This is a genomic window from Marinobacter salarius, from assembly GCF_032922745.1.
Taxonomy (GTDB): Bacteria; Pseudomonadota; Gammaproteobacteria; order Pseudomonadales; family Oleiphilaceae; genus Marinobacter.
Map to the genome: position 1 here is coordinate 2,178,725 of NZ_CP136693.1, position 22,700 is coordinate 2,201,424.

The 22,700-nt window shown below is 57.1% G+C and carries 19 protein-coding genes and 1 pseudogene; 7 read left to right on the forward strand and 13 right to left on the reverse strand.

All coding sequences use genetic code 11. From position 1 onward, the window contains the following. The first annotated feature begins 17 nt into the window (after nt 1-17). From bioD to R1T46_RS10100, 5 genes and pseudogenes are all read left to right on the forward strand, one after another. Entirely contained in the window at nt 18-710 is a 693-nt protein-coding gene (gene bioD / locus R1T46_RS10080; RefSeq protein WP_317308144.1) for a dethiobiotin synthase, read from the forward strand. A 51-nt stretch (nt 711-761) separates the two neighbouring features. Further along, nucleotides 762-1,006 (forward strand): annotated as a pseudogene (locus tag R1T46_RS10085) (flagellar biosynthesis protein FlgE). Between the two features lie 88 nt (nt 1,007-1,094). Next, entirely contained in the window at nt 1,095-1,796 is a 702-nt protein-coding gene (locus R1T46_RS10090; protein WP_317308145.1) for a putative metalloprotease CJM1_0395 family protein, read from the forward strand. 236 nt (nt 1,797-2,032) lie between these two features. Then, complete coding sequence (locus R1T46_RS10095; RefSeq protein WP_317308146.1) at nt 2,033-3,832, forward strand: acyl-CoA dehydrogenase C-terminal domain-containing protein; 1,800 nt, start codon at nt 2,033-2,035, stop codon at nt 3,830-3,832. A gap of 213 nt (nt 3,833-4,045) precedes the next feature. Then, entirely contained in the window at nt 4,046-5,836 is a 1,791-nt protein-coding gene (locus tag R1T46_RS10100; RefSeq protein ID WP_317308147.1) for an acyl-CoA dehydrogenase C-terminal domain-containing protein, read from the forward strand. Between the two features lie 67 nt (nt 5,837-5,903). Here the strand turns inward: R1T46_RS10100 and R1T46_RS10105 are convergent, their stop codons facing one another. The 5 genes from R1T46_RS10105 to leuS form a co-directional block, all read right to left on the reverse strand. Then, a complete protein-coding gene (locus tag R1T46_RS10105; protein WP_317308148.1) occupies nt 5,904-6,539 on the reverse strand; it encodes an endonuclease in 636 nt (211 codons plus the stop codon). A gap of 187 nt (nt 6,540-6,726) precedes the next feature. After that, the gene (locus tag R1T46_RS10110) at nt 6,727-6,990 is read right to left on the reverse strand and encodes a hypothetical protein (RefSeq protein ID WP_126812010.1); all 264 of its coding nucleotides are present in this window, start codon (nt 6,988-6,990) and stop codon (nt 6,727-6,729) included. A gap of 88 nt (nt 6,991-7,078) precedes the next feature. Then, on the reverse strand, nt 7,079-8,086 hold the full coding sequence (gene holA, locus R1T46_RS10115) for a DNA polymerase III subunit delta (RefSeq protein WP_126812012.1): 1,008 nt from the start codon (nt 8,084-8,086) through the stop codon (nt 7,079-7,081). Then, nucleotides 8,083-8,655 (reverse strand): LPS assembly lipoprotein LptE, encoded by a 573-nt coding sequence (lptE, locus tag R1T46_RS10120; protein WP_317308149.1) that lies wholly within the window; start codon nt 8,653-8,655, stop codon nt 8,083-8,085. Before lptE ends, holA begins: the two co-directional genes overlap by 4 nt. 1 nt (nt 8,656) lies before the next feature. Continuing rightward, entirely contained in the window at nt 8,657-11,242 is a 2,586-nt protein-coding gene (leuS, locus tag R1T46_RS10125) for a leucine--tRNA ligase (protein ID WP_317308291.1), read from the reverse strand. Between the two features lie 405 nt (nt 11,243-11,647). Here leuS and R1T46_RS10130 point away from each other — a divergent pair, with 405 nt between their 5' ends. Beyond that, complete coding sequence (locus R1T46_RS10130; protein WP_126812016.1) at nt 11,648-12,196, forward strand: zinc ribbon-containing protein; 549 nt, start codon at nt 11,648-11,650, stop codon at nt 12,194-12,196. A 153-nt stretch (nt 12,197-12,349) separates the two neighbouring features. Here R1T46_RS10130 and lnt read toward each other — a convergent pair whose 3' ends face one another. The 5 genes from lnt to miaB form a co-directional block, all read right to left on the reverse strand. Further along, nucleotides 12,350-13,900 (reverse strand): apolipoprotein N-acyltransferase, encoded by a 1,551-nt coding sequence (lnt, locus tag R1T46_RS10135; RefSeq protein WP_317308150.1) that lies wholly within the window; start codon nt 13,898-13,900, stop codon nt 12,350-12,352. Further along, a complete protein-coding gene (locus R1T46_RS10140; RefSeq protein ID WP_292047418.1) occupies nt 13,890-14,741 on the reverse strand; it encodes an HlyC/CorC family transporter in 852 nt (283 codons plus the stop codon). The genes lnt and R1T46_RS10140 overlap by 11 nt, the downstream gene beginning before the upstream one ends. Next, nucleotides 14,738-15,211 (reverse strand): rRNA maturation RNase YbeY, encoded by a 474-nt coding sequence (gene ybeY, locus R1T46_RS10145; protein WP_317308152.1) that lies wholly within the window; start codon nt 15,209-15,211, stop codon nt 14,738-14,740. The genes R1T46_RS10140 and ybeY overlap by 4 nt, the downstream gene beginning before the upstream one ends. Beyond that, on the reverse strand, nt 15,208-16,191 hold the full coding sequence (locus tag R1T46_RS10150; RefSeq protein ID WP_317308153.1) for a PhoH family protein: 984 nt from the start codon (nt 16,189-16,191) through the stop codon (nt 15,208-15,210). Before R1T46_RS10150 ends, ybeY begins: the two co-directional genes overlap by 4 nt. Nucleotides 16,192-16,430: 239 nt before the next feature. Continuing rightward, nucleotides 16,431-17,777 (reverse strand): tRNA (N6-isopentenyl adenosine(37)-C2)-methylthiotransferase MiaB, encoded by a 1,347-nt coding sequence (miaB, locus tag R1T46_RS10155; protein WP_317308154.1) that lies wholly within the window; start codon nt 17,775-17,777, stop codon nt 16,431-16,433. Nucleotides 17,778-17,952: 175 nt separating this feature from the next. Between miaB and trmH the strand changes: the two genes are divergently transcribed. After that, nucleotides 17,953-18,693 (forward strand): tRNA (guanosine(18)-2'-O)-methyltransferase TrmH, encoded by a 741-nt coding sequence (gene trmH, locus R1T46_RS10160; protein ID WP_317308155.1) that lies wholly within the window; start codon nt 17,953-17,955, stop codon nt 18,691-18,693. Nucleotides 18,694-18,871: 178 nt separating this feature from the next. On the opposite strand, the gene R1T46_RS10165 is transcribed toward trmH, so the two are convergent. The 3 genes from R1T46_RS10165 to cysD form a co-directional block, all read right to left on the reverse strand. Continuing rightward, complete coding sequence (locus R1T46_RS10165; protein ID WP_317308156.1) at nt 18,872-19,888, reverse strand: nucleoid-associated protein; 1,017 nt, start codon at nt 19,886-19,888, stop codon at nt 18,872-18,874. A gap of 161 nt (nt 19,889-20,049) precedes the next feature. Then, complete coding sequence (gene cysN, locus R1T46_RS10170; protein ID WP_317308157.1) at nt 20,050-21,708, reverse strand: sulfate adenylyltransferase subunit CysN; 1,659 nt, start codon at nt 21,706-21,708, stop codon at nt 20,050-20,052. A gap of 1 nt (nt 21,709) precedes the next feature. Continuing rightward, the gene (gene cysD, locus R1T46_RS10175) at nt 21,710-22,618 is read right to left on the reverse strand and encodes a sulfate adenylyltransferase subunit CysD (RefSeq protein ID WP_007155648.1); all 909 of its coding nucleotides are present in this window, start codon (nt 22,616-22,618) and stop codon (nt 21,710-21,712) included. Between the last annotated feature and the right edge of the window lie 82 nt (nt 22,619-22,700).

Consider the following 22,700-nt stretch of genomic DNA (forward strand, 5'->3'; position numbering starts at 1 on the left):
CGGGGATTCATTGATCTATGGCCAGAAAGAGTTACTTTGTGACGGGTACCGACACCGGCGTGGGGAAAACGCTGGTGTCTGCTGCGATTCTTGAGGCGGCCGCTACCCTGGGGAAGAAAACGCTTGCGATGAAGCCGGTGGCGTCTGGTTGCGACGAAACACCGGAGGGGCTGCGCAATGAAGATGCGCTGATACTGATGGAATCCATGTCGGAACCGTTGCCTTACAATCAGGTGAACCCGGTAGCCTTGCAGCCCGCCATCGCGCCCCATGTGGCAGCGGCCCAGGCGGGGCGGCACCTCACGGCGGAACGGCTGGTCGGATTTTGCCGCGGGTTGCAGATGCGTCCGGCGGATTTGCTGTTGGTGGAGGGTGCCGGCGGCTGGCGGGTACCGCTCAATGATCGTGAAACCTACGCCGCCATGCCCGTCGCTCTGGGTATGCCTGTCATTATGGTGGTACCCCTGAAACTGGGCTGTATCAACCATGCACTGTTAACCGCTGAAGCTATCCGCCGCGATGGCTTGTCTATCGCAGGTTGGGTGGCCAATCGGCCGGACCCAGCGGCCATGAACTGTGAGCAGGAAACCCTCGATTATCTGATTCGGAACCTGCCCGCGCCATGCCTGGGGGTGTTGCCATGGCAGGAGCGTGCCGACCCGAAGGAGCTGGCCAAAGCTTTGGATGTTGCCGTTTTGTTTGAAAATTGACCAAGTTTGTGGCTTACTGGTGTCAATATATGGTCATTGGGCTGAGCGGTTATGATCAGCAATACATTAGGCATTGGTATTCAGGGTATCCAGGACGGCATGCAAGGCATGGAGAATGCCGCCCGCAGGATTGCCCGTGGCGGTGTTGATGGCCCCCAGGGCACGGCAGAAGGTGTCGGTGGCCTCGTGGAACCGATCATTGATCTAAAGCTGTACGAGCGCAGCGTTGAAGCCTCGGCCAGGTAGTGAAAACCGCCGACGAAACCCTGGGAACGCTTCTGGATATTACTGCCTGAACCCTCTCAGGGCGTCCGAGCCCTGTTCAGGTCCTTTTGATTCGACGGCCAGTCTGCTGACATGATGATTTCGGGCTCCCTTCCGTCAATGGCTCCTGCCGTTCCTGCGCCTTCCGTTGGCTCGGGAGACGCAGCTGCGGGTGCCCCTCTCCGGCCATCTTCGGACGCATCATCTTCATCTCGAACATCTCCTGAAACCTCCGGGTCCGGTCGCGTAGCTGACGGTAATGCTGCGGAGGATCGTACCCGCTCGCAGGGTTCCAGCGTTGAGGATGCTCAGGGCCTGGATGAGGCAGAGCTGAAACTGCTTACGGATCTGAAAGCCAGGGACCGTGAGGTTCGTGCCCATGAGGCAGCCCATCAGGCGGTTGGTGGCCAGTACGCCGGTTCCATTTCCTACGTGTATGAGCGGGGCCCCGACGGTGCGCAGTACGCTGTCGGTGGCGAGGTCTCGATCAGCACCTCGCCCGTGCGGGGAGATCCCCAGGCGACAATCGATAAAATGCGTGTGGTCAGGGCCGCTGCGTTGGCGCCGGCAGAGCCTTCCCCGCAAGACCGGGCGGTGGCAGCAGAGGCCATGCAGTTGATGCTGCAGGCACAAGCTGAACTCTCCTCGGAATTGGGTCGCACTGACGAGTCCGCGCAATCTGGAGTGTCCGAGGACGAGGCGGGTGACGAAACCAATGCAAAGCAGTCGCGGGAAGCGACCAATGCCTATCAGGTCATCTCCGGCATCGAGAGCAACGATGTAAGCGCCAATCCCTCTTCATCCTTCCGGGCAACCGCCTGAAAAAAGCTCCTTTTTAGTCTCAAGCCTCCCCGTTTGCCCAAACCATCGGCAAACATTCGCGACAAAACACAACACAAATTTTGATCACGCCTATTGACAATTCTGTGCCTCTAAACGTATGTTTCAAACAAGTGTTTTATTGGCGTTCGGCTTCTCTTGCTGAGCGTATGAGTAAATCCCGAGGCTGAGTGTTGTGACCGTGTCGCAGCTGAGACCGAAAACCTGAGGTGGATTCCATGCCTGACTACAAAGCGCCCCTGCGTGACATTAAATTCGTAATGAACGAGCTGCTGGACAGCGAGCAGCACTACGCCAATCTGGAAGGCGCCGAAGATGCAACTCCGGATATGGTCGATGCCATCATCGGGGAAGGTGCCAAGTTCTGTGAGCAGGTTCTGTCTCCGCTGAACCAGGTGGGCGATAAAGAAGGCTGCACCTGGAGCGAAGACGGCGTGAAAACGCCAACCGGCTTCAAAGAGGCCTATCAGCAGTACGTGGAAGGCGGCTGGCCGTCCATGACCGCTGATCCCAATTATGGCGGTCAGGGCCTGCCACACTCACTTGGCTTGGTGATGAGTGAGATGGTCGGTACCGCTAACTGGTCTTTTGGTATGTACCCTGGTCTCAGCCATGGCGCCACCAACACCATTGAGGCCCACGGCACAGAAGAGCAGAAGCAGACCTACCTGACCAGACTGATCAGTGGCGAGTGGACCGGCACCATGTGTCTGACCGAGCCGCACTGTGGCTCCGATTTGGGCACCTTGCGCACCAAAGCAGAGCCGAATGCCGATGGCACTTACGCCATCACCGGCACCAAGATATTCATTTCTGCGGGTGAGCACGACATGGCCGAGAACATCGTCCATATCGTGCTGGCGCGACTTCCGGGAGCGCCGGAAGGTACCAAGGGCATCTCCCTGTTCATCGTGCCCAAGCAGTTGCCTAACGACGATGGCTCATCCGGTGAGCGCAACGCGGTTTCCTGTGGCTCCATCGAGCACAAAATGGGTATCCACGGCAACTCCACCTGCGTGATGAACTTCGACGGCGCCAAAGGCTGGTTGATCGGTCCCGAGAACAGGGGCCTGAACTGCATGTTCACCTTTATGAACACTGCCCGTATCGGTACCGCCATTCAGGGTCTGGGTGCCGCTGAGCTTGGCTTCCAGGGCTCGTTGGCCTACGCCAAGGATCGTCTGGCCATGCGCTCTCTGAGTGGCCCGAAGAATCCGGAAGGTATTGCGGATCCGATCATCGTCCATCCCGACGTGCGCCGTATGCTGCTGACTCAGAAAACTGTCGCCGAAGGCGCCCGTGCACTGATCTACCTTACCGCGCAGCAGGCCGATATCGTTCACAGTGGCAAGACCGAGGAAGAGCGTAAGGCTGCTGACGAGGCTCTGGGCTTCCTGACTCCGATTGCCAAGGCCTTCCTGACTGAGATTGGCTACGAAGCTGCCAACCTGGGCATGCAGGTGTTTGGCGGCCACGGCTTTATCTCCGAGTGGGGCATGGAGCAGAATGTTCGTGATTCCCGTATCGGTATGATCTACGAGGGAACTACGGGTATTCAGGCGCTTGACCTGTTGGGCCGCAAAGTTCTTATGACCCAGGGTGAGTCGCTGAAAGGCTTTACCAAGCAGGTTCATGTATTCTGCAAGGAAAACGCTGACAACGAGCAGCTCAAGGAATTCGTTGAGCCGCTGGCGGCCCTGAACAAGGAGTGGGGCGATCTGACCATGAAGGTTGGCATGACAGCCATGAAGAACCGCGAGGAAGTGGGAGCTGCGTCTGTGGATTACCTGATGTACTCCGGTTACGCTGTGTTCGCCTATCTATGGGCCCGTATGGCCAAGGTCGCGCTGGACAAGATGGTGGAAGGTACAACCGAAGAAATGTTCTATAACGCCAAGATCCAGACAGCGCGCTTCTATTTCAAGCGCATGTTGCCGCGCACCAAAGGACATGCCGAAAGCATGCTGGCTGGCTCCGACAGCCTGATGGACATGCCCGAAGAAGCCTTCGCCTTATAAGGCGGGCTTCAGGGAGCCAGAAAAAGCCCGCTCTCTCAGGAGGCGGGCTTTTTTGTTGCCAAGGCTGCCGGGGCTCATGAGTTGGGGGCGCCGATAGGGTAGAATGGGCCCGATAAAAATAACCTGTGCGGACACATAGCCGAGGAAGTGATCAGGGCCAAAGGTCCATTGTTGTTCACTTCGCAGACTGAATGAATTGTGGAGAGTTTTGAGATGGCTGATTATCAGGCACCTTTACGTGACATGCGCTTTGTCCTGAATGAAGTATTTGATGCGCCGGCACTTTGGGCATCGCTGCCCAAAGTGGCAGAGAACGTTGATCCGGATACTGCCGACGCCATTCTGGAAGAAGCCGGTAAGATTACCAGTGGTGTGCTGGCTCCCCTGAACCGCGAGGGTGATGAGCAGGGCTGCAAGTGGAATGACGGCGACGTGTCCACCCCCGAGGGATTTCGTGAGGCCTACCAGACCATCGTTGAGGGCGGCTGGAACGGCCTGGGCGGCAACCCGGAGTTTGGCGGTATGGGTATGCCAAAAACTCTGGTGGCCCAGTTCGAGGAGATGATGCAGGCCGCCAACATGGCCTTTGGCCTCGCCCCGATGCTGACGGCGGGCGCCTGCCTGGCCCTGGACGCCCATGGCAGTCAGGAGCTCAAGGAAAAATACCTGCCCAACATGTACGCGGGTACCTGGTCAGGCGCGATGGACCTGACGGAACCTCATGCGGGCACGGATCTGGGGATTATCCGCACCAAGGCCGAGCCTAATGGCGATGGCTCCTTCAGTGTAACGGGCACCAAGATTTTCATTACCTGGGGCGAGCACGACATGGCGGAGAACATCATCCACCTGGTGTTGGCGAAGCTGCCGGATGCGCCCAAGGGCCCCAAGGGGATTTCCCTGTTTTTGGTGCCCAAGTTTGCGGTAAATGACGATGGTTCCCTTGGTGAGCGCAACAGCCTTAGCTGTGGCTCCTTGGAGAAGAAGATGGGCATCAAAGGGTCCGCCACCTGCGTAATGAACTTTGACGGTGCCAAAGGCTGGTTGGTCGGCGAGGAGAACAAGGGCCTGGCCGCTATGTTTACCATGATGAACTATGAGCGTCTGGGTGTCGGCGTTCAGGGCATTGGCGCTGCGGAAGCTTCGCTGCAGAGCGCTCGTGAATACGCTCTTGAGCGTATCCAGAGCCGAGCACCCACGGGTGCCCAGCAGCCGGAAAAAGCCGCGGACCCGATTCTGGTCCACCCTGATGTGCGCCGCATGCTGCTGACCATGAAAGGTTATGTGGAAGGGGGGCGTGCGTTCTCCACCTATGTCGCCCAGTGGTTGGATATTGCCAAGTATTCCGACGATGACGAACGCCGCAAGCATGCCGAGGGTATGGTGGCGCTGCTGACACCGGTGGCGAAGGCTTTCCTGACCGATCGTGGCCTGGATGCCTGTATCATGGGCCAGCAGGTTTTCGGCGGTCACGGCTTTATCCGGGAGTGGGGCCAGGAACAACTGGTTCGCGACTGCCGCATAACGCAGATCTACGAAGGCACGAACGGCATCCAGGCGCTGGACCTGATGGGTCGGAAAGTGGTCGGCAGCCAGGGCAAGCTTTATGAGCTATTTGCCGAGGACGTGGCTACCTTCATTGAGGAAAACAGCAGCGACGAGAACTTGCGCCCTTACCTGGAACCATTGGCGGCAGCATTTGAGCGCCTGTCGGATGTGACCGAGCATGTGATCAAGCAGGCTGGTGATAACCCGGACGCTGTTGGCGCGGCTTCCGTGGACTACCTCGACCTGTTTGGCCTGACGGCCCTCGGCTATATGTGGGCCAAAATGGTTAAAGCCGCGGCACCGAAGGCCGATGGCGACACCTCCGGCTTCTACACCGGCAAGGTGAAGAGCGCACGCTTCTACTTCGACCGATTGCTGCCAAAGACCGTAGCACTGGCTGAAGGCATTCGCAGCGGTAGCGACTCAATGATGGCGCTGACGGCTGAGGAGTTCTGAACAGTCAGCAGTCAACAAAAAGGCAGGCCCGCGGGCCTGCCTTTTTAATGCAGCTCTATGTAATCGCTTACAGGTTTTCTACCCGGCCAGGATCAAGAACAAAAGGGTTTTCGTTACCCTGAATGTCGGCAATCTGTCGATGGCGGACAAGCTCTCTATCATCTGGCGGGTCGATCTGGTTCCAGCTCTTGAACACCCGGAAAGCGCCTGCCCAGGGCAGGTCATAGGTGTTCACCATATAGGCCACCGTGCGGGCAATATCGCCTTTCACCTTTTGCGGTGGTTCAAAAAACTGCGCGCTCTCGCGAATTCCGCACTCGTCGGGCTTGCTTGCATCACCCAGTTCCTCGTAGATCGCGTTTCTTCTGGACATTTCAATACGACTGCGTACGGGAACCATGTTGTGAAGATCCGATGCAATCTGCCGGTACCTGTCGTCATCGTCGCATTGACTGCTGGTGCCACACCCAAGCGCACTGCGAACCTCTGCCAGAGGGTATACATAGCCTTCCGTAAGGACAAAACCTTTGCTCTTGAATGGCGTGCCGCAGAAGAAGGAGTTGCCACCCTGGGCATACAGGTTGCCCCAGAATTCGTTTTTCACAACGGTATCCGGATCACTGAAGCGGGTGTTCTGGCTAATGACGAGAGACGGGATAAGCAAGGCCGCCAGTGCGACCAAAACAACGTTTTCAGTTTTCATGGGCCATTTATACCTCTCAGCGCGTGAGAGCGCCTTTGCTGATCGGGCCATGAAGGGCAGTAATTAAAGCTGGCCAGTCAGAAAAATGACGGTTCATTCATTGATATTGAGAAGTATGCCACAGAGGCTCCGCCGGGAAAGAGCCTCTGTGTGGCTATTTGTGGCATTATGTTAACCGGTTAACACTTTACTTCTTTCGGTTACGTATATTCTGGTAGCCCTTTCTTAAATCTTCGCCCAATTTATGAGCGGTCTGGCGCGCCTCTTTTGACGCGTCTTCGGCATCGTGAAGAATGTAATCGAGTTTGCTGCGAAACCGTTCCCAGTCCTTCTCCAGATCGTCCCACTCGTCTTTCACGTCTTCATGGGCCAGATGCATCTGAACCCGCGCTTCGTCACGGTACTGTTTAATTTTTTCAGACAGCTTTTTCAGTTCGTCCTGGAAGCTCATATTATGCACCTCCTTTAACAGTTAACGATTATACGATGCTACCGAATGTCGAAAACTGTCAAGCAGGATTGACGGCTATTCCACAGCCTCATGCGCGCCTTGCAAGCAAGGTGATCAGGTCATGTAGGTAGTGCCAGGGGGAGAGCGTATCAAAGCCTTTGGCGGCTCTGTCGGTGGTGCTGCAGAGCTCCAGTGCGCTGTTGAGTTGGTGACGGTTCAGGCGTTTTGCCGCTTGTTCAACGGCCCTTGCGCGCTGGGGCTGGAATACGCCGCGTTTCTTCAGGAAGCCGGTGGTATTTTCCCGTTTGGCAGCGGCGATATTCAGCTCCATGGTGAGGTTCAGGTCCCGTGTCAGCACCGCCAGCAATCCCAGCGGGTTCTCGCCTTCCTGCTGAAGAACACCGACGATTTTGCGGGCGTGGGCGGCCCGGCCGGCGAGGAGTTCTGTCACCAGTTCAAAGCCGTTGAAGCGGGAGCTGTCCTGAACAGCCTGTTCCACGACGTCTTCGTCGATGGTGGCGCCGGAATCCAGCAACGCCAGGCGATCCAGTTCCTGGCTCGCTGCCAGGAGGTTACCCTCGAGTCGTTCCGCCAGAATGTCCAGTGCACCGCGGGTGAGGCTGAGGCCATGGTTGCGAGCCCGCTGTTGCAGCCAGCCGGGGAATTTATCAGTATCAATAGGCCAAACCGGCACGTGTACGCCTTTGTCCTGCAACTCCTTGTACCACTTCCGTCGGGTTTCGGCGGCGTCCAGCCGTGCGCTGATCAGTAGCAGTACAATGTCGTCGGGAGGATTCTTTAGAACGCTTTCAAGAATCGCACGGCCATCACCCAGTTTCCCGGTAGGCAGGTGTATTTCGATACGGCGTTTCTCGGCAAACAGCGACAGCGCACCAAACTCTTCGCCTACGCGGTTCCAGTCCAGTTGCTGGTCAGCGTGGAAAGTTACCCGGTCCTGATAACCTGCTTCTCGCGCGGTCTTCCGGATCTGGTCGCAGCATTCCTGAACCAGTAGGGGCTCATCGCCCGACACCAGGTAGACTGGCGACAGACCTTTTTGGAGAAGCTGAGGGAGCTGGTGGGCCTGGGTCTTCATGGCTGACCATTGTCTTGATGACGTGCCTGTTCCGCTTCCTTCTTTATCCGTTCTATGCGTGCACGGTCAAGGGGCGCCAGGCGAAAGATGATTTGCTGGGCGAGACGGTCGTAGAGCTGCTCCCGAAGGGCTTCTTCCTCCCGTTGCTTGGCCAGTACATTGGTTTCGTCGTAGCGGTAGGTTTCGCTGCTGCTGAGGTCCGCTGGCGCTATCAGCGGAACCTTGTCAGACGTCAGCACTTCAATATCCACCGTTTGCCGAAGTGTATACTCAGCTGCGGCGGCGGTTACTGTAATGGCACTGGCCCGGCGTTCCTGGCGGAAGTTGCTGATGTTAAGCACATGATCGGCGTCCTCGGCGGGCTGAAGGTCGATATTGCCCAACTCCAGTTGTTCCTTCACTGAGCGACACAGTTGTTCAGGTATATTGCGGGAGCAATCAACTGCAAGCGGCTGTAATGCGGATGACACCGGTGGAGCGCCTCGCAACTGAAACCCGCACCCTGACACCAGAAGTGAAAGGGTGAGGCCAGCCAGAAGTGTCTTAGGGGAGCTGGCCAGGAGGTTCATATCAGTTCGCTACCACGTTCACGAGTTTGCCGGGCACAACGATGACCTTTCGCACGGTTTTACCCTCAGTGAAACGGACAACGTTCTCATTTTCGAGTGCCAGAGCCTCCAGTGCGCTCTTTTCAATGTTCGCCGGAACGTCAGCCTTGGCCCGGACCTTACCGTTCACCTGCAGGACGACCTGAATCTCGCTGCGAACCATGGCGTCGTTGTCAGCCTCGGGCCAGGGCGCGTCGACCACAGGCTCGTCGTGCCCCAGTGCGTGCCACAACTGGTGACAGATGTGAGGAACGATTGGAGACAGGACGAGTACCGCGGTCTCCAGCGCTTCCTGTCGAATCGCCAGACTCTGGGGCTCATCGCCAGTCAGTTTGCTGACATCGTTGAGCAGTTCCATCACAGCTGCGATGGAGGTGTTGAACGTCAACCGTCTGCTGACATCGTCGCTCACTTTGGCGATGGTCTCATGGGTCTTGCGCCGAAGATTGCGCTGGCCTTCACCGAGGTTGGCAGCGTCCAGGGCAGGGGCCGTTCCGCTTTCAGTGTGTTCGCTCACCATGCGCCACAGGCGTTTAAGAAAACGATGGGCACCCTCAACGCCGCTGTCGGACCATTCCAGGGACTGCTCCGGAGGCGCTGCAAACATCATGAACAGACGCACGGTATCGGCGCCGTGTTCATCAATAATGGCCTGGGGATCAATTCCGTTGTTCTTGGACTTGGACATTTTGGTCACACCACCGGCCACCACCGGTTGTCCGTCGTCTTTGTGAACGGCACGCACCACCTGGCCCTTATCGTCCTTCTCGGTGACGACATCCGCTGGCGAGATCCAGATCTTGCCACCGTTGGCGTCTTCACGGTAATAGGTTTCGGCAAGCACCATGCCCTGGCACAGCAGGCGGTTAAACGGCTCGGAGCTGTTGACCAGTCCCACGTCCCGCAGCAGTTTGTGGAAGAAGCGGGCGTACAACAGGTGCAGAATGGCGTGCTCGATGCCGCCGATATATTGATCCACCGGCAGCCAGTAGTTGGCGGCGGCGGGGTCCAGCATGCCCTTGTCGTAGTTGGGGCTGCAGAAGCGGGCGTAGTACCAGGACGACTCCATAAATGTGTCAAAGGTGTCTGTTTCCAGCGTGGCCGGCTGGCCTTCAAAGCTGGTCTTTGCCCATTCCGGATCGGCCTTGATGGGAGATTGGACGCCGTCCATCTCTACGTCCTCGGGCAGTGTGATTGGCAACTGGTCGTCTGGCACCGGTCGCTCGGTACCGTCTTCCAGCGTCATCATCGGAATCGGTGCGCCCCAATAGCGCTGGCGTGACACGCCCCAGTCACGCAGGCGGTAATTGACCGTGCGCTTGCCGATGCCGTTCTCTTCTAGGTAGTTGGCGATGTCATTGAAGGCTTCTTCGCTGGTCATGCCGTTGTACTTGCCGGACGACACCAGTACGCCTTTTTCGGTGAAGGCACGCTCCTGAACGTCGATTTCGCGGCTGTCCGTGGCGGCGATAACCTGCTTGATGGGCAGGCGATACTTGAGCGCGAACTCGTGGTCACGGTCATCATGGCCGGGCACCGCCATCAATGCGCCAGTGCCATACTCCATGAGCACGAAGTTGGCGACGTAAACGGGAATCTCTTCCTGCGTCAGCGGATGAATGGCCTTGTAACCGGTATCAATGCCTTTCTTTTCCATGGTTGCCATATCGGCTTCGGCAACCTTGCTGTTACGGCATTGCTCGACAAATTCAGCAACCTCGCGATAGCGCTCGGAAGCGGCCTTGGCAATGGGGTGCTCGGCGGCCACGGCCATGTAAGTCACGCCCATGAGTGTGTCCGGGCGGGTGGTGTAGACGTCCAATGCGTCCTCGCGGCCTTTGAGGGGGAAGGTCAGCTCGGTACCCACGGATTTGCCGATCCAGTTACGCTGCATGGTCTTGACCTGCTCAGGCCAGTCCTCCAGCTCGTCCAGGTCATTCAGCAATTCTTCGGCGTAGTCGGTAATGCGGATAAACCACTGGGGAATCTTTTTCTGTTCGACCAACGCGCCGGAGCGCCAGCCGCGGCCATCAACCACCTGTTCATTGGCCAGCACCGTCTGGTCGATGGGGTCCCAGTTGACGGTGGACATCTTCTTATACACCAGGCCTTTTTCGTAAAGGCGGGCGAAGAACCATTGTTCCCAGCGGTAGTAGTCCGGTTTGCAGGTGGCCAGCTCGCGGTTCCAGTCGTAACCGAAGCCCAATTGCTTGAGCTGGTTTTTCATGTAGGCAATATTGGCGTGGGTCCACTTCGCCGGCGCAGTCTTATTGGCAATGGCGGCGTTTTCAGCGGGCAGACCGAATGCGTCCCAGCCCATGGGCTGCATGACGTTCTTGCCCTGCATGCGCTGGTAGCGGGAAATGACGTCGCCGATGGTGTAGTTGCGCACGTGCCCCATGTGCAGTTTGCCGCTGGGGTAGGGGAACATGGACAGGCAGTAGTATTTGGGTTTGCCCGGTTCTTCCTTTACCGTAAACGTGTTGTTTTCTTCCCAATAGGTACGGGCTTGTTGTTCAACATCGCGCGGATTGTATTGCTGGTCCATTCCTGCCATTACCAAAGTTACCCTTTATCAGACCGTATCAAAAAAGATGTGCGAAGAGGCCGGACATTCTAACGCACACAAGGCTTAACAGGTAGTCTGCCAATTTGCCGATACTGTGCCATGCTTGGGGTGAAGGCGGGCAGGTGCGACTGACTGGGACACGCCGTGAATACGTCCCTGTAGGCTCGTAAAAAACATCCCTGTTTTTTACGGTCCCAGTCAGCCGCACCTGCCCGCCCAGGCGCTTGGCGTAAGTTTGCAACTTGTTTTGGTATAGGGCGGAGTGGCTATGGCTGATCAGGGATGTCAAAAACAGGGATGTTTTTGTCAAGCGTACAGGGATGTATTCACAGCGTGCCCTGATCAGCCATAGCCACTCCGACCGTACACCATGAGGGAGCAGTCATGACCGAACCAGAACGCAATCATCTCTCAGGCAGGGCTCTCGAGGCCTACGACCGCATGCTGGAGCGGGTCCAGGCCCGGCTCAGTGATATGGAGAATACCACTCGCGATACCTTGAAAGAGGAAATCGAGCGGGCGGTGGAGTTTGAGTATGAACTGGCAGAGATGACCCGCGAAGAAGCGGACCTGCTTGGCGCGTATCTGCAGCGGGACCTCGAACACCTGCTGCATTTCGTGGAAGAAACCGGCGAAGGTCTGAAGGAATGGTTGCAACTGGATATCTCACTGCTGGAGCACCAGTTGGCGGATATGCTGTTCTCGGTAGCGGATAAAACCCGACTGGATACGCTAGAGCTGAACCAGAAATTGGAAAACCAAGAGCCCAGCCAGTATATCAGCGGCGAAGTGGCCACGGCCGGCATGTTCAAATGCCTGAACTGCAGCCACATGCGCTGCCTGACTGCCACCAGCCATCTGGAACCCTGTGACGCCTGCGGCTCCCACTACTACGAACGCGTCACCAGCCGCTGGCCACGGAAGTCAGAATAGGCATAGGTAGACTAGGGGAGTCCAGCACAGAGCCAGAACGGCCAGGGGGTGGGGGTACCTTTTCTGCCAGAAAAAGGTGTCCGAGCAAAGCGAGTTCTTTTTCCAAAGAAAAGGTGCCCCCACCCCGTGGCCAGGCACCAGAGTCCAGGCTATTCAGTTCCGGGGAATAACCCGCTCCCGAACAAACACAATAAGAATCGCCGCCAGCGTCAACACCGGCCAGGAACCGGATTGCATGTAGGGCGTATTGCCTTCGGCCGCATAGACCTCGCCTGTCATTACCGCACGTTCAAATTGCGGGATGGTTTCAGTGATCTGGCCCTTCTCGTCAATAATGGCCGTTACACCATTATTCGTGCCCCTCAGCATATAACGACCGGTTTCCAGTGCCCGCATGCGGGCGATTTGTAGGTGTTGCAGCGGGCCAATGGAATCGCCAAACCAGCCATCGTTGCTGATGGTCAGCAGCATGTCACTGTTGCGGGCATTGGTGGCGACGAAGTCCGGGTAGGCCACTTCGTAGCAGATAAACGGCATGATCCTGATGCCATTGGCCTCAAGCGGCGACTGATTGGCAGGGCCGCGACTGAAGCTGGACATGGGCAGGTCAAAAAAGCCGATCAGACCGCGAAGCCACTGCTGGAGCGGCACATACTCACCGAAAGGCACCAGCTTCTGCTTATGGTAGATGCCGCCGCCGCTACCGATGGCCATGATGCTGTTGTGGTATGTAAAGTCTTCAATGCGGTCACTGAAGCCGTACCAGGGGATGCCAGTAATCAGTGTGCTGCTCTCTCCCAGCTCTTCACTGATGTGGTCAATGATTTTGCCAGCCTGGTCCTGGGGAATTGGAATAGCGGTTTCCGGCCACAGAATCAGGTCGGTATCCCAGTGGTCTTCAGTCAGCTCCAGGTAAGCGACGATCTGGTCCCGGAGGAAGTCCGGGTCCCACTTGATTTGCTGGGGAATGTTGCCCTGCATCGCGACAAACGTCGTTGGTTCTGTCTGCAGGGTCGTCCATTGTGCCTGAGAAAAAGCCGGGCCGGTTACCCAGGGCAGCAGCGCCACGCCGGCGACGAGCGCCGTGCTGGCATGGCGGGCTTTCCGGACCAGCCACCAACAGCCTGGAATTGCGCAGCCGGTCACGGCCACCCAGAACGTAAGCCCGTGAACGCCCGTTAAGGGGGCGAAGCCGCCCAGAGGCCCATCAACGTGGGCGGTGCCCAGGTACAGCCAGGGAAACCCTGTCAGTAGCCAGCCCCGGACCCAGTCACAGAGTATCCACGCCGCCGGAAACAGGATCAGCCGCCTGACCGCGTTGTTTTTGGCAAGTTTTCCCCAGGCCCAGAACGCCAGACCATGGAAAAGGGCTAGCCCCGCCACAAAAATAACGGTCAGGATGACCGCCAGCGGAACGGACGTATTGCCGTGTTCACTGATGCTGATATAGACCCAGCTTGCGCCGGTACCGAACAGCCCCAATCCGACCAGCCAGCCCGCCCGAAACAGTTTTTGCGGGGCGAGCGGCAGGCAGCAAAACAGTATCAGTGCGACCGACAACGGCCCCAGCCACCACCAGTTAAAGGGTGAAAAGGTGAGTGTTTGCAAGGCACCGGCAACGAGCAGTGTGGCCGCTCGCAGCCAGGCGTGCTCGGAAAGGGCGGATGTCAGTACGGAGGTTCCGGCTGATGTATTACTGGTCATCACCACGCGTTACCTGCAGCAGACGGATGACACGGTTATCGGCGTTGGCGATGGTGAACTGCAGCCCGCCAAACTCCACCGACTCGCCCCGTCTGGGCAGGTGACCGAATTCCTTGAGCACAACACCGCCAATGGTGTCGAACTCTTCTTCGTCCAGCTCGGTTTCGAAGAATTCGTTAAAGTCGTCGACGGGGGTGACTGCTTTCACGGCGTAAGTGCCATCGCCGCGGGCCTTGATGTGGGTTTCCTCGTCGAAGTCATGTTCGTCTTCGATTTCGCCCACGATCTGTTCCAGCACATCCTCAATGGTGATCAGGCCGGCAGTACCGCCGTATTCGTCAACCACAATGGCCATGTGGTTGCGGGTTTCCTTGAACTCTTTTAACAGCTGGTTCAGGCGCTTGCTCTCCGGTACGAACGTGGGAGGGCGAAGAATCTCGCGGATACGGGTCCAGTTGAGGTCGCTATTCAGGGCCAGAGGGAGCAGGTCCTTGGCGAGCAGTACGCCAATGACATCGTCCTGGCTGTCGCCAATGACCGGGAAGCGGCTGTGGGCAGATGAAATGATTTCGCCCAGGAACTCTTTCGGATCCTGGGATGCCTTGACGGTGACCATTTGGGAGCGGGGAATCATGATTTCATCCACCCGCATGTCGATCACCTGCATGGCACCTTCGATGATGCTCATGGCATCGGTATCGATGATTTCCTGGGACTCGGCGTCCCGCAGGATTTCCAGCACGTCCTCGACGGACTCAGGCCCGCTGGAGAAGGCCTGTGATATACGCTCCAGCCAGGACTTGTTGCTGCCCTGACTGCGACTCGACTGATCGTCGTTCATGAGTCTTTTTCCGTTTCCTCTGTCTCGTAAGGATTGCTGAACCCGAGCTGCGCAAGCAGCCGGATCTCGAGGGCTTCCATGACCTCGGCATCATTGTCTTCAATATGGTCGTAGCCCTGAAGGTGCAGCATACCGTGCACCACCATATGGGCCCAGTGTTCCGTCAGTGTTTTATGCTGCTCGGCTGCTTCTTTTTCAACAACCGGGGCACAAATGATCAGATCACCGGCCAACGGAACCGTTATACCGGCTGGCGCCTCAAATGGGAAGGACAGTACATTGGTTGGCCCTGATTTCCCGCGATACTGGCTGTTCAGATCGGCGCTCTCATCACTGGCAACGATACGGATTGTCACCTCGGATGAATGTTCATCCAACCATGCCGCCTGGGCCCAGCGTTCAAATTCAAAGTCTTCTGGCACCCCGGGCGCTTCGATGGCCCGCTGCAAATCCACTGTCAGTTCACTCACCGGCCTGTGGCGCTCCCGTCGTCAAAGGAATCATAAGCCTCGACAATCCGCTGCACCAATGGGTGACGCACCACATCCCGGGCCTCGAACCGTGTGAAGCCAATACCGGATACCTTGCTCAGCACACCGGCCGCGTGAATCAGACCGGAATTCTGCCCGCGGGGAAGATCCACCTGGGTGGTGTCACCGGTGATCACGGCGGTGGAACCAAACCCGATCCGCGTGAGGAACATCTTCATCTGCTCGCGGGTGGTATTCTGGCTTTCATCCAGGATGATGAACGAATTATTGAGCGTGCGGCCGCGCATGAAGGCCAGTGGCGCAATCTCAATGACGCTTTTTTCGATCAGCCGCGTCACATGATCAAAGCCCAGCATTTCGTAGAGGGCGTCATAGAGTGGGCGAAGGTAAGGGTCCACTTTCTGGGCCAGATCACCTGGCAGGAAGCCGAGTTTTTCGCCGGCTTCCACGGCCGGCCGGACCAGCAGGATGCGCTTCACCTGTTCGTCTTTCAGTGCCTCAACGGCGCACGCCACCGCCAGCCAGGTTTTGCCGGTACCAGCGGGGCCGATGCCAAAGTTCACATCGTGGGTACGGATGTTGTGCACGTATTTCTGCTGGTTCTCGCCTCTGGGCTTGGCCTGCAGTTTCGGGGTTTTGATGACGGTGACGGCGCCCTTGTATGGGACGTCATCCGGCAGCCGTTCGAATCCGGTCTCGCGGATAAACAAATGAACCATGTCCGGCGAGATATCATCGTTGGCTTCGGTTTCCCGATACAGGTGCCGGACAACTTCCGTAGCGGCTGCCACGTGTTCAGTTTCACCTTCCACCCGGAAATGATGACCACGACGGCCAATTTTGACGTTCATGCGCCGCTCAATGTGCTTCAGGTGCTCATCAAACTGTCCGCAGAGGGTGGTCAGCCGGCGCTGGTCTACCGGGTGCAGGTCGAATTGTCTGTGATCGTTGGCGTTCAAAAGTGCTCCGTTTGTTTACTCCCGTGTATTCAGGGAGTGGATATACCATGATTTGTGCTAGCGGGCGCTGGCCGCAGACACGAGAAAGATTTGCGGAGAGTGGTGGGGGCCTCCTCCCAAAAATGTGCGGAGCCATGGATGGCGGAGCCCAAGCGCACATGGATGTGCTTGTAGCGTTTTTTGGGAGGAGGTCCCCACCACTCGCGATTCACCAAACCCGAGACGCGTGGGGCCCAGGTTTAATGCATCCCGGAACCCACAGGAACCCCGCGAAGAGAATTAGGCAGAGCCTCCCGAATCTCCACATCAATAAAGTGTCCAACCACCTCCGGATTCTCATGCCGGAAGTTTACAATACGGTTATTCTCCGTACGGCCCGCGTACTCGCCAGGGTCCTTCTTGGACAGGCCCGTCACCAGAATGCGCTGCGTCGTGCCGACCATCTTGCGACTGATGTCCATCACATTCTGGTTCAGCCGGTCCTGGAGAATGCTCAAGCGCTGCTTCTTCACTTCCAGTGGCGTGTCATCCGGCAGGTCCGCCGCCGGAGTACCTGGCCGGGCGCTGTAGATGAAGCTGAATGACATATCGAAGCCAATATCGTTGATCAGCTTCATAGTGTCCTCGAAATCCTTCTCGGTTTCCCCCGGGAAGCCAATGATGAAATCCGAGGAGAAACTGATGTCCGGGCGAATCTTGCGCAGGCGGCGAAGTTTGGACTTGTACTCCAGAGCTGTATGGCCGCGCTTCATGGCTGCCAGGACTCGATCTGAGCCACTTTGCACCGGCAAGTGCAGGTGGCTGACCAGCTCTGGTACCTGCTCATAGGCTTCGATTAGTGAGTCAGAGAACTCCACCGGGTGTGAGGTGGTATACCGGATACGGTCAATGCCGTCGATGGTGGCGATCAGGGTCACCAGCTCCGCCATGTCCATCACGTCGCCATCGTGGGTTTCGCCGCGGTAGGCATTAACGTTCTGGCCTAGCAGGTTTACCTCACGCACGCCCTGACTGGCAAGGTGGGCGACTTCCGCGATCACGTCGTCCACCGGCCGACTGACTTCCTCGCCACGGGTGTAGGGCACCACGCAGAAGGTGCAGTATTTGCTGCAGCCTTCCATGATGGACACAAATGCGGACGGGCCGTCGGCACCGGGATCAGGCAAGTTGTCGAACTTCTCGATTTCCGGAAAGCTGACATCTACCACGCCAACGCCATTACCCTTGGCGCGGACTTCGGTGATCATATCCGGCAGACGATGCAGGGTTTGCGGCCCGAAGACCATGTCCACGTAGGGTGCCCGGTCGATGATAGCCTGGCCTTCCTGGCTGGCCACGCAACCGCCCACGCCGATGATCAGGTCCGGTTTGCTGTTTTTCAGTTTCTTCCAGCGACCCAACTGGTGGAACACTTTTTCCTGCGCTTTTTCGCGGATGGAGCAGGTGTTCAGCAACAGGATGTCGGCGTCGTCCGGCGAGTCGGTCATTTCGACGGTTTCGCCGGTGCGAAGCAGGTCTGCCATGCGTGATGAGTCGTACTCGTTCATCTGGCAGCCATGGGTCTTGATGTACAGCTTCTTGGCCATGATTCTCAACGTGCTTGGTGTGTGATTTGCGCCGGGAGGTTGGGGGTGGCGCTTAAAAAAGTTAGCTGCACATTATAACGGGGTGATCAATCGGCAACCACCTTTGTCTCGGCAATCCTCTAAATTGCTTGTGGTAGTATTGGTTTTTCTCATTTTTTAGAACGCTCAAACAATCATGACTCCCGAACGCCTCGCCCGAATCAAACAAACCCTGGATACTCGCCAGCCCGATCTCAGCGTCCTCACCGACCAGGTCCACAAACCCCGCAATCTGTCGGCCATCATCCGCTCCTGCGATGCCTTTGGTCTTGCCAGCATGCACGTAGTCTGGCCAAGAGAAGGTTTTCGGGCCTTCCGCAAAACCACCGGCGGCAGTTACAACTGGGTCACCACCCACACACACCCGACGATGGATGAGGCGGTTTCGGAGCTGAAAGGGCAGGGCCACAAACTCTACGCCGCCCAATTGTCGGAAAGAGCGATTGATTACCGGGAAGCGGATTTCACCGTGCCCTGCACGGTGATCATGGGTAATGAAGTAGATGGTGTCAGCGACAGCGCCGCCGAACAGGCTGACGAGCACATTGTGATCCCCATGATGGGCATGGTGGAGTCCCTGAACGTGTCGTCAGCCTGTGCGATTATATTGTCCGAAGCTCAGCGGCAGCGGAAACTGGCGGGCCAGTATGACCGCCAGAGATTGCCGGATGATGAATACAACCGTCTGCTGTTCTGCTGGTGTCAGCCGGTCGTAAAACGCTACTGCGACGACCGCAATTTACCTTATCCACCCATCGACCCGGAAACCGGTGAATTAGTCGACGGCGTAGGCTGGATGCAGGAAGTCCGAAAGCTGCGAGCCAACCGTCCGAGGTGGACTGATAAAACAGAATCAGCCACCAACGAACCTCAATAAAAGGATTAACCACAGTCGATTGATCGGTCACGGTGTGGGGTAGCATTTTCTGCCGGAAAAAGGTGTCCGAGCGCAGCGAGTTCTTTTTCCAGAAGAAAATGCTACCCCATGGCGGGACCAGCCCCAAGAGTTCTCAGTCTAGAAGGCCAGCCCCCAAAGTCATCAGGCCAGTGAGCTGCTATTCCTCCCGGCCTTCAAGATAACGCTGCAGCTGCTCTCGCAACGCCTTGGGCAACCGGGTAATCGTCAGTGCGTCGTTGTCACGGTCATAGTAAACCGCCTGATTCACCAGGTCCGAAGAGAACGACACGCTCATACCACCACCTGAGCCCGCAATCCGCACAAGCTTCTTCACCTTACGATGATCCGGATGCAACACCCCGCTCTCCGGAAGCTCGGCAGTCTCACTGGCAAACTCCTTGAAACGCTGAGGCTCGTTCTCATCCAGATAGCCCGACAATGCCTCTATGGCCACCGGCTCACCCAACGCATGCTGCTCCTTCGAGAACTCATAGGCCCGCGCACGAATCTTGCCCGCTTCTTCAGGCTCTGAAGACTTGGCAAACGCCTCTACCGCATCCATAAACGTCAGCGTTTCCTTCTCCACGTCCACCTGATTGGTGAAACCGCACAGCTTGATGAACAGATCGCCCCCCTCGCCGGAACCACGGGCGTGGACCAGTGTAAGGTAGTTTTCGCCGGGGTTGTCACCCAGCCAGTCGTCCAATTCCACGCGCACCGCCAGATTCAGCCGTGACAGGCTCAGGATGTCAGTCGCGTCCAATGTTTGCTGGGCATCAAAACGCATGGCACTGTCGTTTTCCAGGATAAACAGATAAACCACCTCCGCATCCGCGAGGGCTTCGTGGACAATCATCAGGTGCCCCTCAAACTCCTCCTGGGCACTGTTAAGCAGTTCCTGCCACTGACCAAACAGACGGTCAGTCATCGATGCAAAGCTCTGCTTGTCCTCTCGGTAGTCCTTTAGCCAGCTGCTGAACGGGCTTTCACCGATGTCCTCGGAAAAACGACCGTATTTCTTGCCGGGTTTGCTGTTGAATAGACGTTTCATCTGCTTGTGAAGCGCCTCATAGTCGCCACCCGGCTCGGCCAACGCCTCGCCGGGACGAACCCGCGCCGGCTGTCCGGGCTGATACTGGCTGGCGAAGAGAGTGCGGAGCTGTTTGATGGCCATGGAGTCAAGAGTCCCTTGATTGGTAGAGCGTGTAGGGGCTGAGGGTAAACCTTCAGGGGGAGGCATTGTAGTGGATTTTGTAGGGCCGCGGGACCAGCCCCCAAAGAAAAAGCCCCCAAGGTTTCAAACCAAGGGGGCTACATGAAGTCCCGTAATGCGGGTTAAACCCGCTTGTGCCGCATCAGGTCATGAATCAGCGAAGTCACCGCTTCAGTGATCTCTTTGTCATCGTCTGCGGAAACAGACGCCGATGCCACATCCCCACCCAGGTTCACCGCAATGGCAATCAGGCCATGGGCACTGACCACCTGCGCAGCGCGACGACGGTCTTCGGCATTGCCAGCATTGTCCTCGCTGAGGACAACGGAGGTCTTGCCCTGATCAAACAACGCCCGTTCAACTGCCAGAGCCAGCGCCGTGGCCTGCTTGCCGTTACAGGCAATAATGGCAGGCTTCTGCGCCAGACGGCGCTCGCGCTCTTCGCTGGTCACCGGGTCCAGCGACTCAACCGTGCCTGCAGTGCCGGCAATCATGCCCGCACCGATCGTCACGTTGGTCAGCCGATCAATCACAATGAAGCTGCCCGTGGCGTGGTTGCGCTGATAGGCATCAAACGCAATGGGCTGGCTCAGAGTCAGCTCACACAGTCCGATTTCGTTCAGCTGAAGGGCAGACGGATCGTCGTTCTTCTCCAGCGTGTTGACGTCGGTCTGGTGATGAATCTTTTTGACGGTGGCCGAGGTAAATGTCGGGCCGAGCTTGATGTCGTAAAGGCGACCGGTTTCCAGCGGCCCATCGGTCATCCACACGATGTTGGCCGTAAAACGGTTGCCCACTTCCGGCTCGTCCTCAGCCTTGACCAGCATATCGCCTCGGCTGACATCGATCTCGTCGGTCAGTGTCAGTGTGACTGCCTGGTCGATGTAGGCTTCTTCTAGGTTGCCATCAAACGTCACCACATCCTTGATGGTGCTGGTGCGCCGTGAGGGCAGGGCCATTACCTTGTCTCCCGGGCGGATCACGCCGGATGCAATCGTTCCGCAAAATCCACGGAAGTTCAGGTTCGGGCGCGTGACGTACTGTACTGGGAAGCGGAAATGTTCCAGGTTCTTGTCGTGGGATACTTCCACGGTCTCCAGGATGTCCATCAGTGGCTGGCCGTCGAACCAAGGCGTTTTTTCGCTCTTATTGACAACGTTGTCGCCTTCGAGGGCCGACAGAGGCACAAAGCGGATGTCTTTCAGGCCAAGCTGGTTGGCAAATGCCAGGTAGTCGTCTTTGATTTCGTTGAAACGTTCTTCGCTGAAATCAACCAGATCCATTTTGTTCACTGCGACCACGATGTGACGAATGCCAAGCAAAGAGGCAATGTAAGAGTGGCGGCGGGTCTGGGTCAGAACTCCGTGGCGCGCATCGATCATCAGAATCGCAACTTGAGCCGTTGATGCCCCTGTCGCCATATTGCGCGTGTACTGCTCGTGCCCCGGAGTGTCGGCGATGATGAACTTGCGCTTATCAGTGGAGAAAAAGCGATAGGCAACATCAATGGTGATGCCTTGTTCACGCTCGGCCTGCAAGCCGTCGACTAGCAAGGCCAGGTCCAGTTTTTCACCGGTCGTGCCCATTTTGGCGCTGTCGCTTTTCAGGCTCGCCATATGATCTTCATAGATCATCTTGGTATCGTGCAGCAGGCGACCAATCAGGGTGCTCTTGCCGTCGTCGACGCTGCCACAGGTGAGTAGGCGCAGCAGTTCCTTATTCTCGTGTTGCTTCAGGTAGGCCTGAATATCTTCCGCAATCAGATCAGACTGGTGTGACATCTTAGAAGTACCCTTCCCGCTTTTTCTGTTCCATGGAGCCGGCCGAATCGTGGTCGATCACGCGGCCCTGACGTTCGGAGCTGGTTGCCAGCAGCATTTCTTGGATGATCTCCGGCAGGGTGTCTGCCTCGGATTCAATGGCGCCGGTCAGTGGGTAACAGCCCAGGGTGCGGAAACGGATGGACTTCATCATCGGCTTTTCGCCTTCTTTCAAAGGCATGCGGTCGTCGTCCACCATGATCAGCGTGCCATCGCGTTCCACGACGGGCCGCTTGGCGGAGTAGTAAAGTGGCACGATTTCAATGTTTTCGAGGTAGATGTACTGCCAGATATCCAGCTCGGTCCAGTTGGACAGCGGGAATACCCGGATGCTCTCGCCTTTGTTGATCTTGCCGTTGTAGATGTTCCACAGCTCGGGGCGTTGGTTCTTGGGGTCCCAGCGGTGGTACTCGTCACGGAAGGAATAGACACGCTCCTTGGCACGGGATTTTTCCTCGTCCCGGCGGGCGCCGCCAAAGGCAGCATCAAACTTGTACTTGTCCAGGGCTTGTTTGAGGGCCTGGGTTTTCATCACGTCGGTATGCTTGGCACTGCCGTGGGTAAATGGACCGATGCCCTGCTTAATGCCGTCTTCGTTCTTGTGAACGATCAGATCCAGGCCATATTCCTTAACCTTGCGGTCCCGGAAGTCGATCATATCCTTGAACTTCCACGTGGTATCAACGTGCATCAGCGGAAAAGGGGGCTTCCCTGGATAGAATGCCTTGCGGGCCAGGTGAAGCATCACCGCGGAGTCCTTGCCGATGGAATAGAGCATGACCGGGTTGTCGAACTCGGCCGCAACTTCCCGGATGATGTGGATGCTTTCAGCTTCCAGCTGTTTGAGATGGGTCAGATTGTAAGTGGTCATCGTGTCCTGTTACCGCTTTTCGTGCCTCAAGATTCGATTGGGGCTGGGCGTGTGAATGCCGCAATGATACCAGATCAGGCCA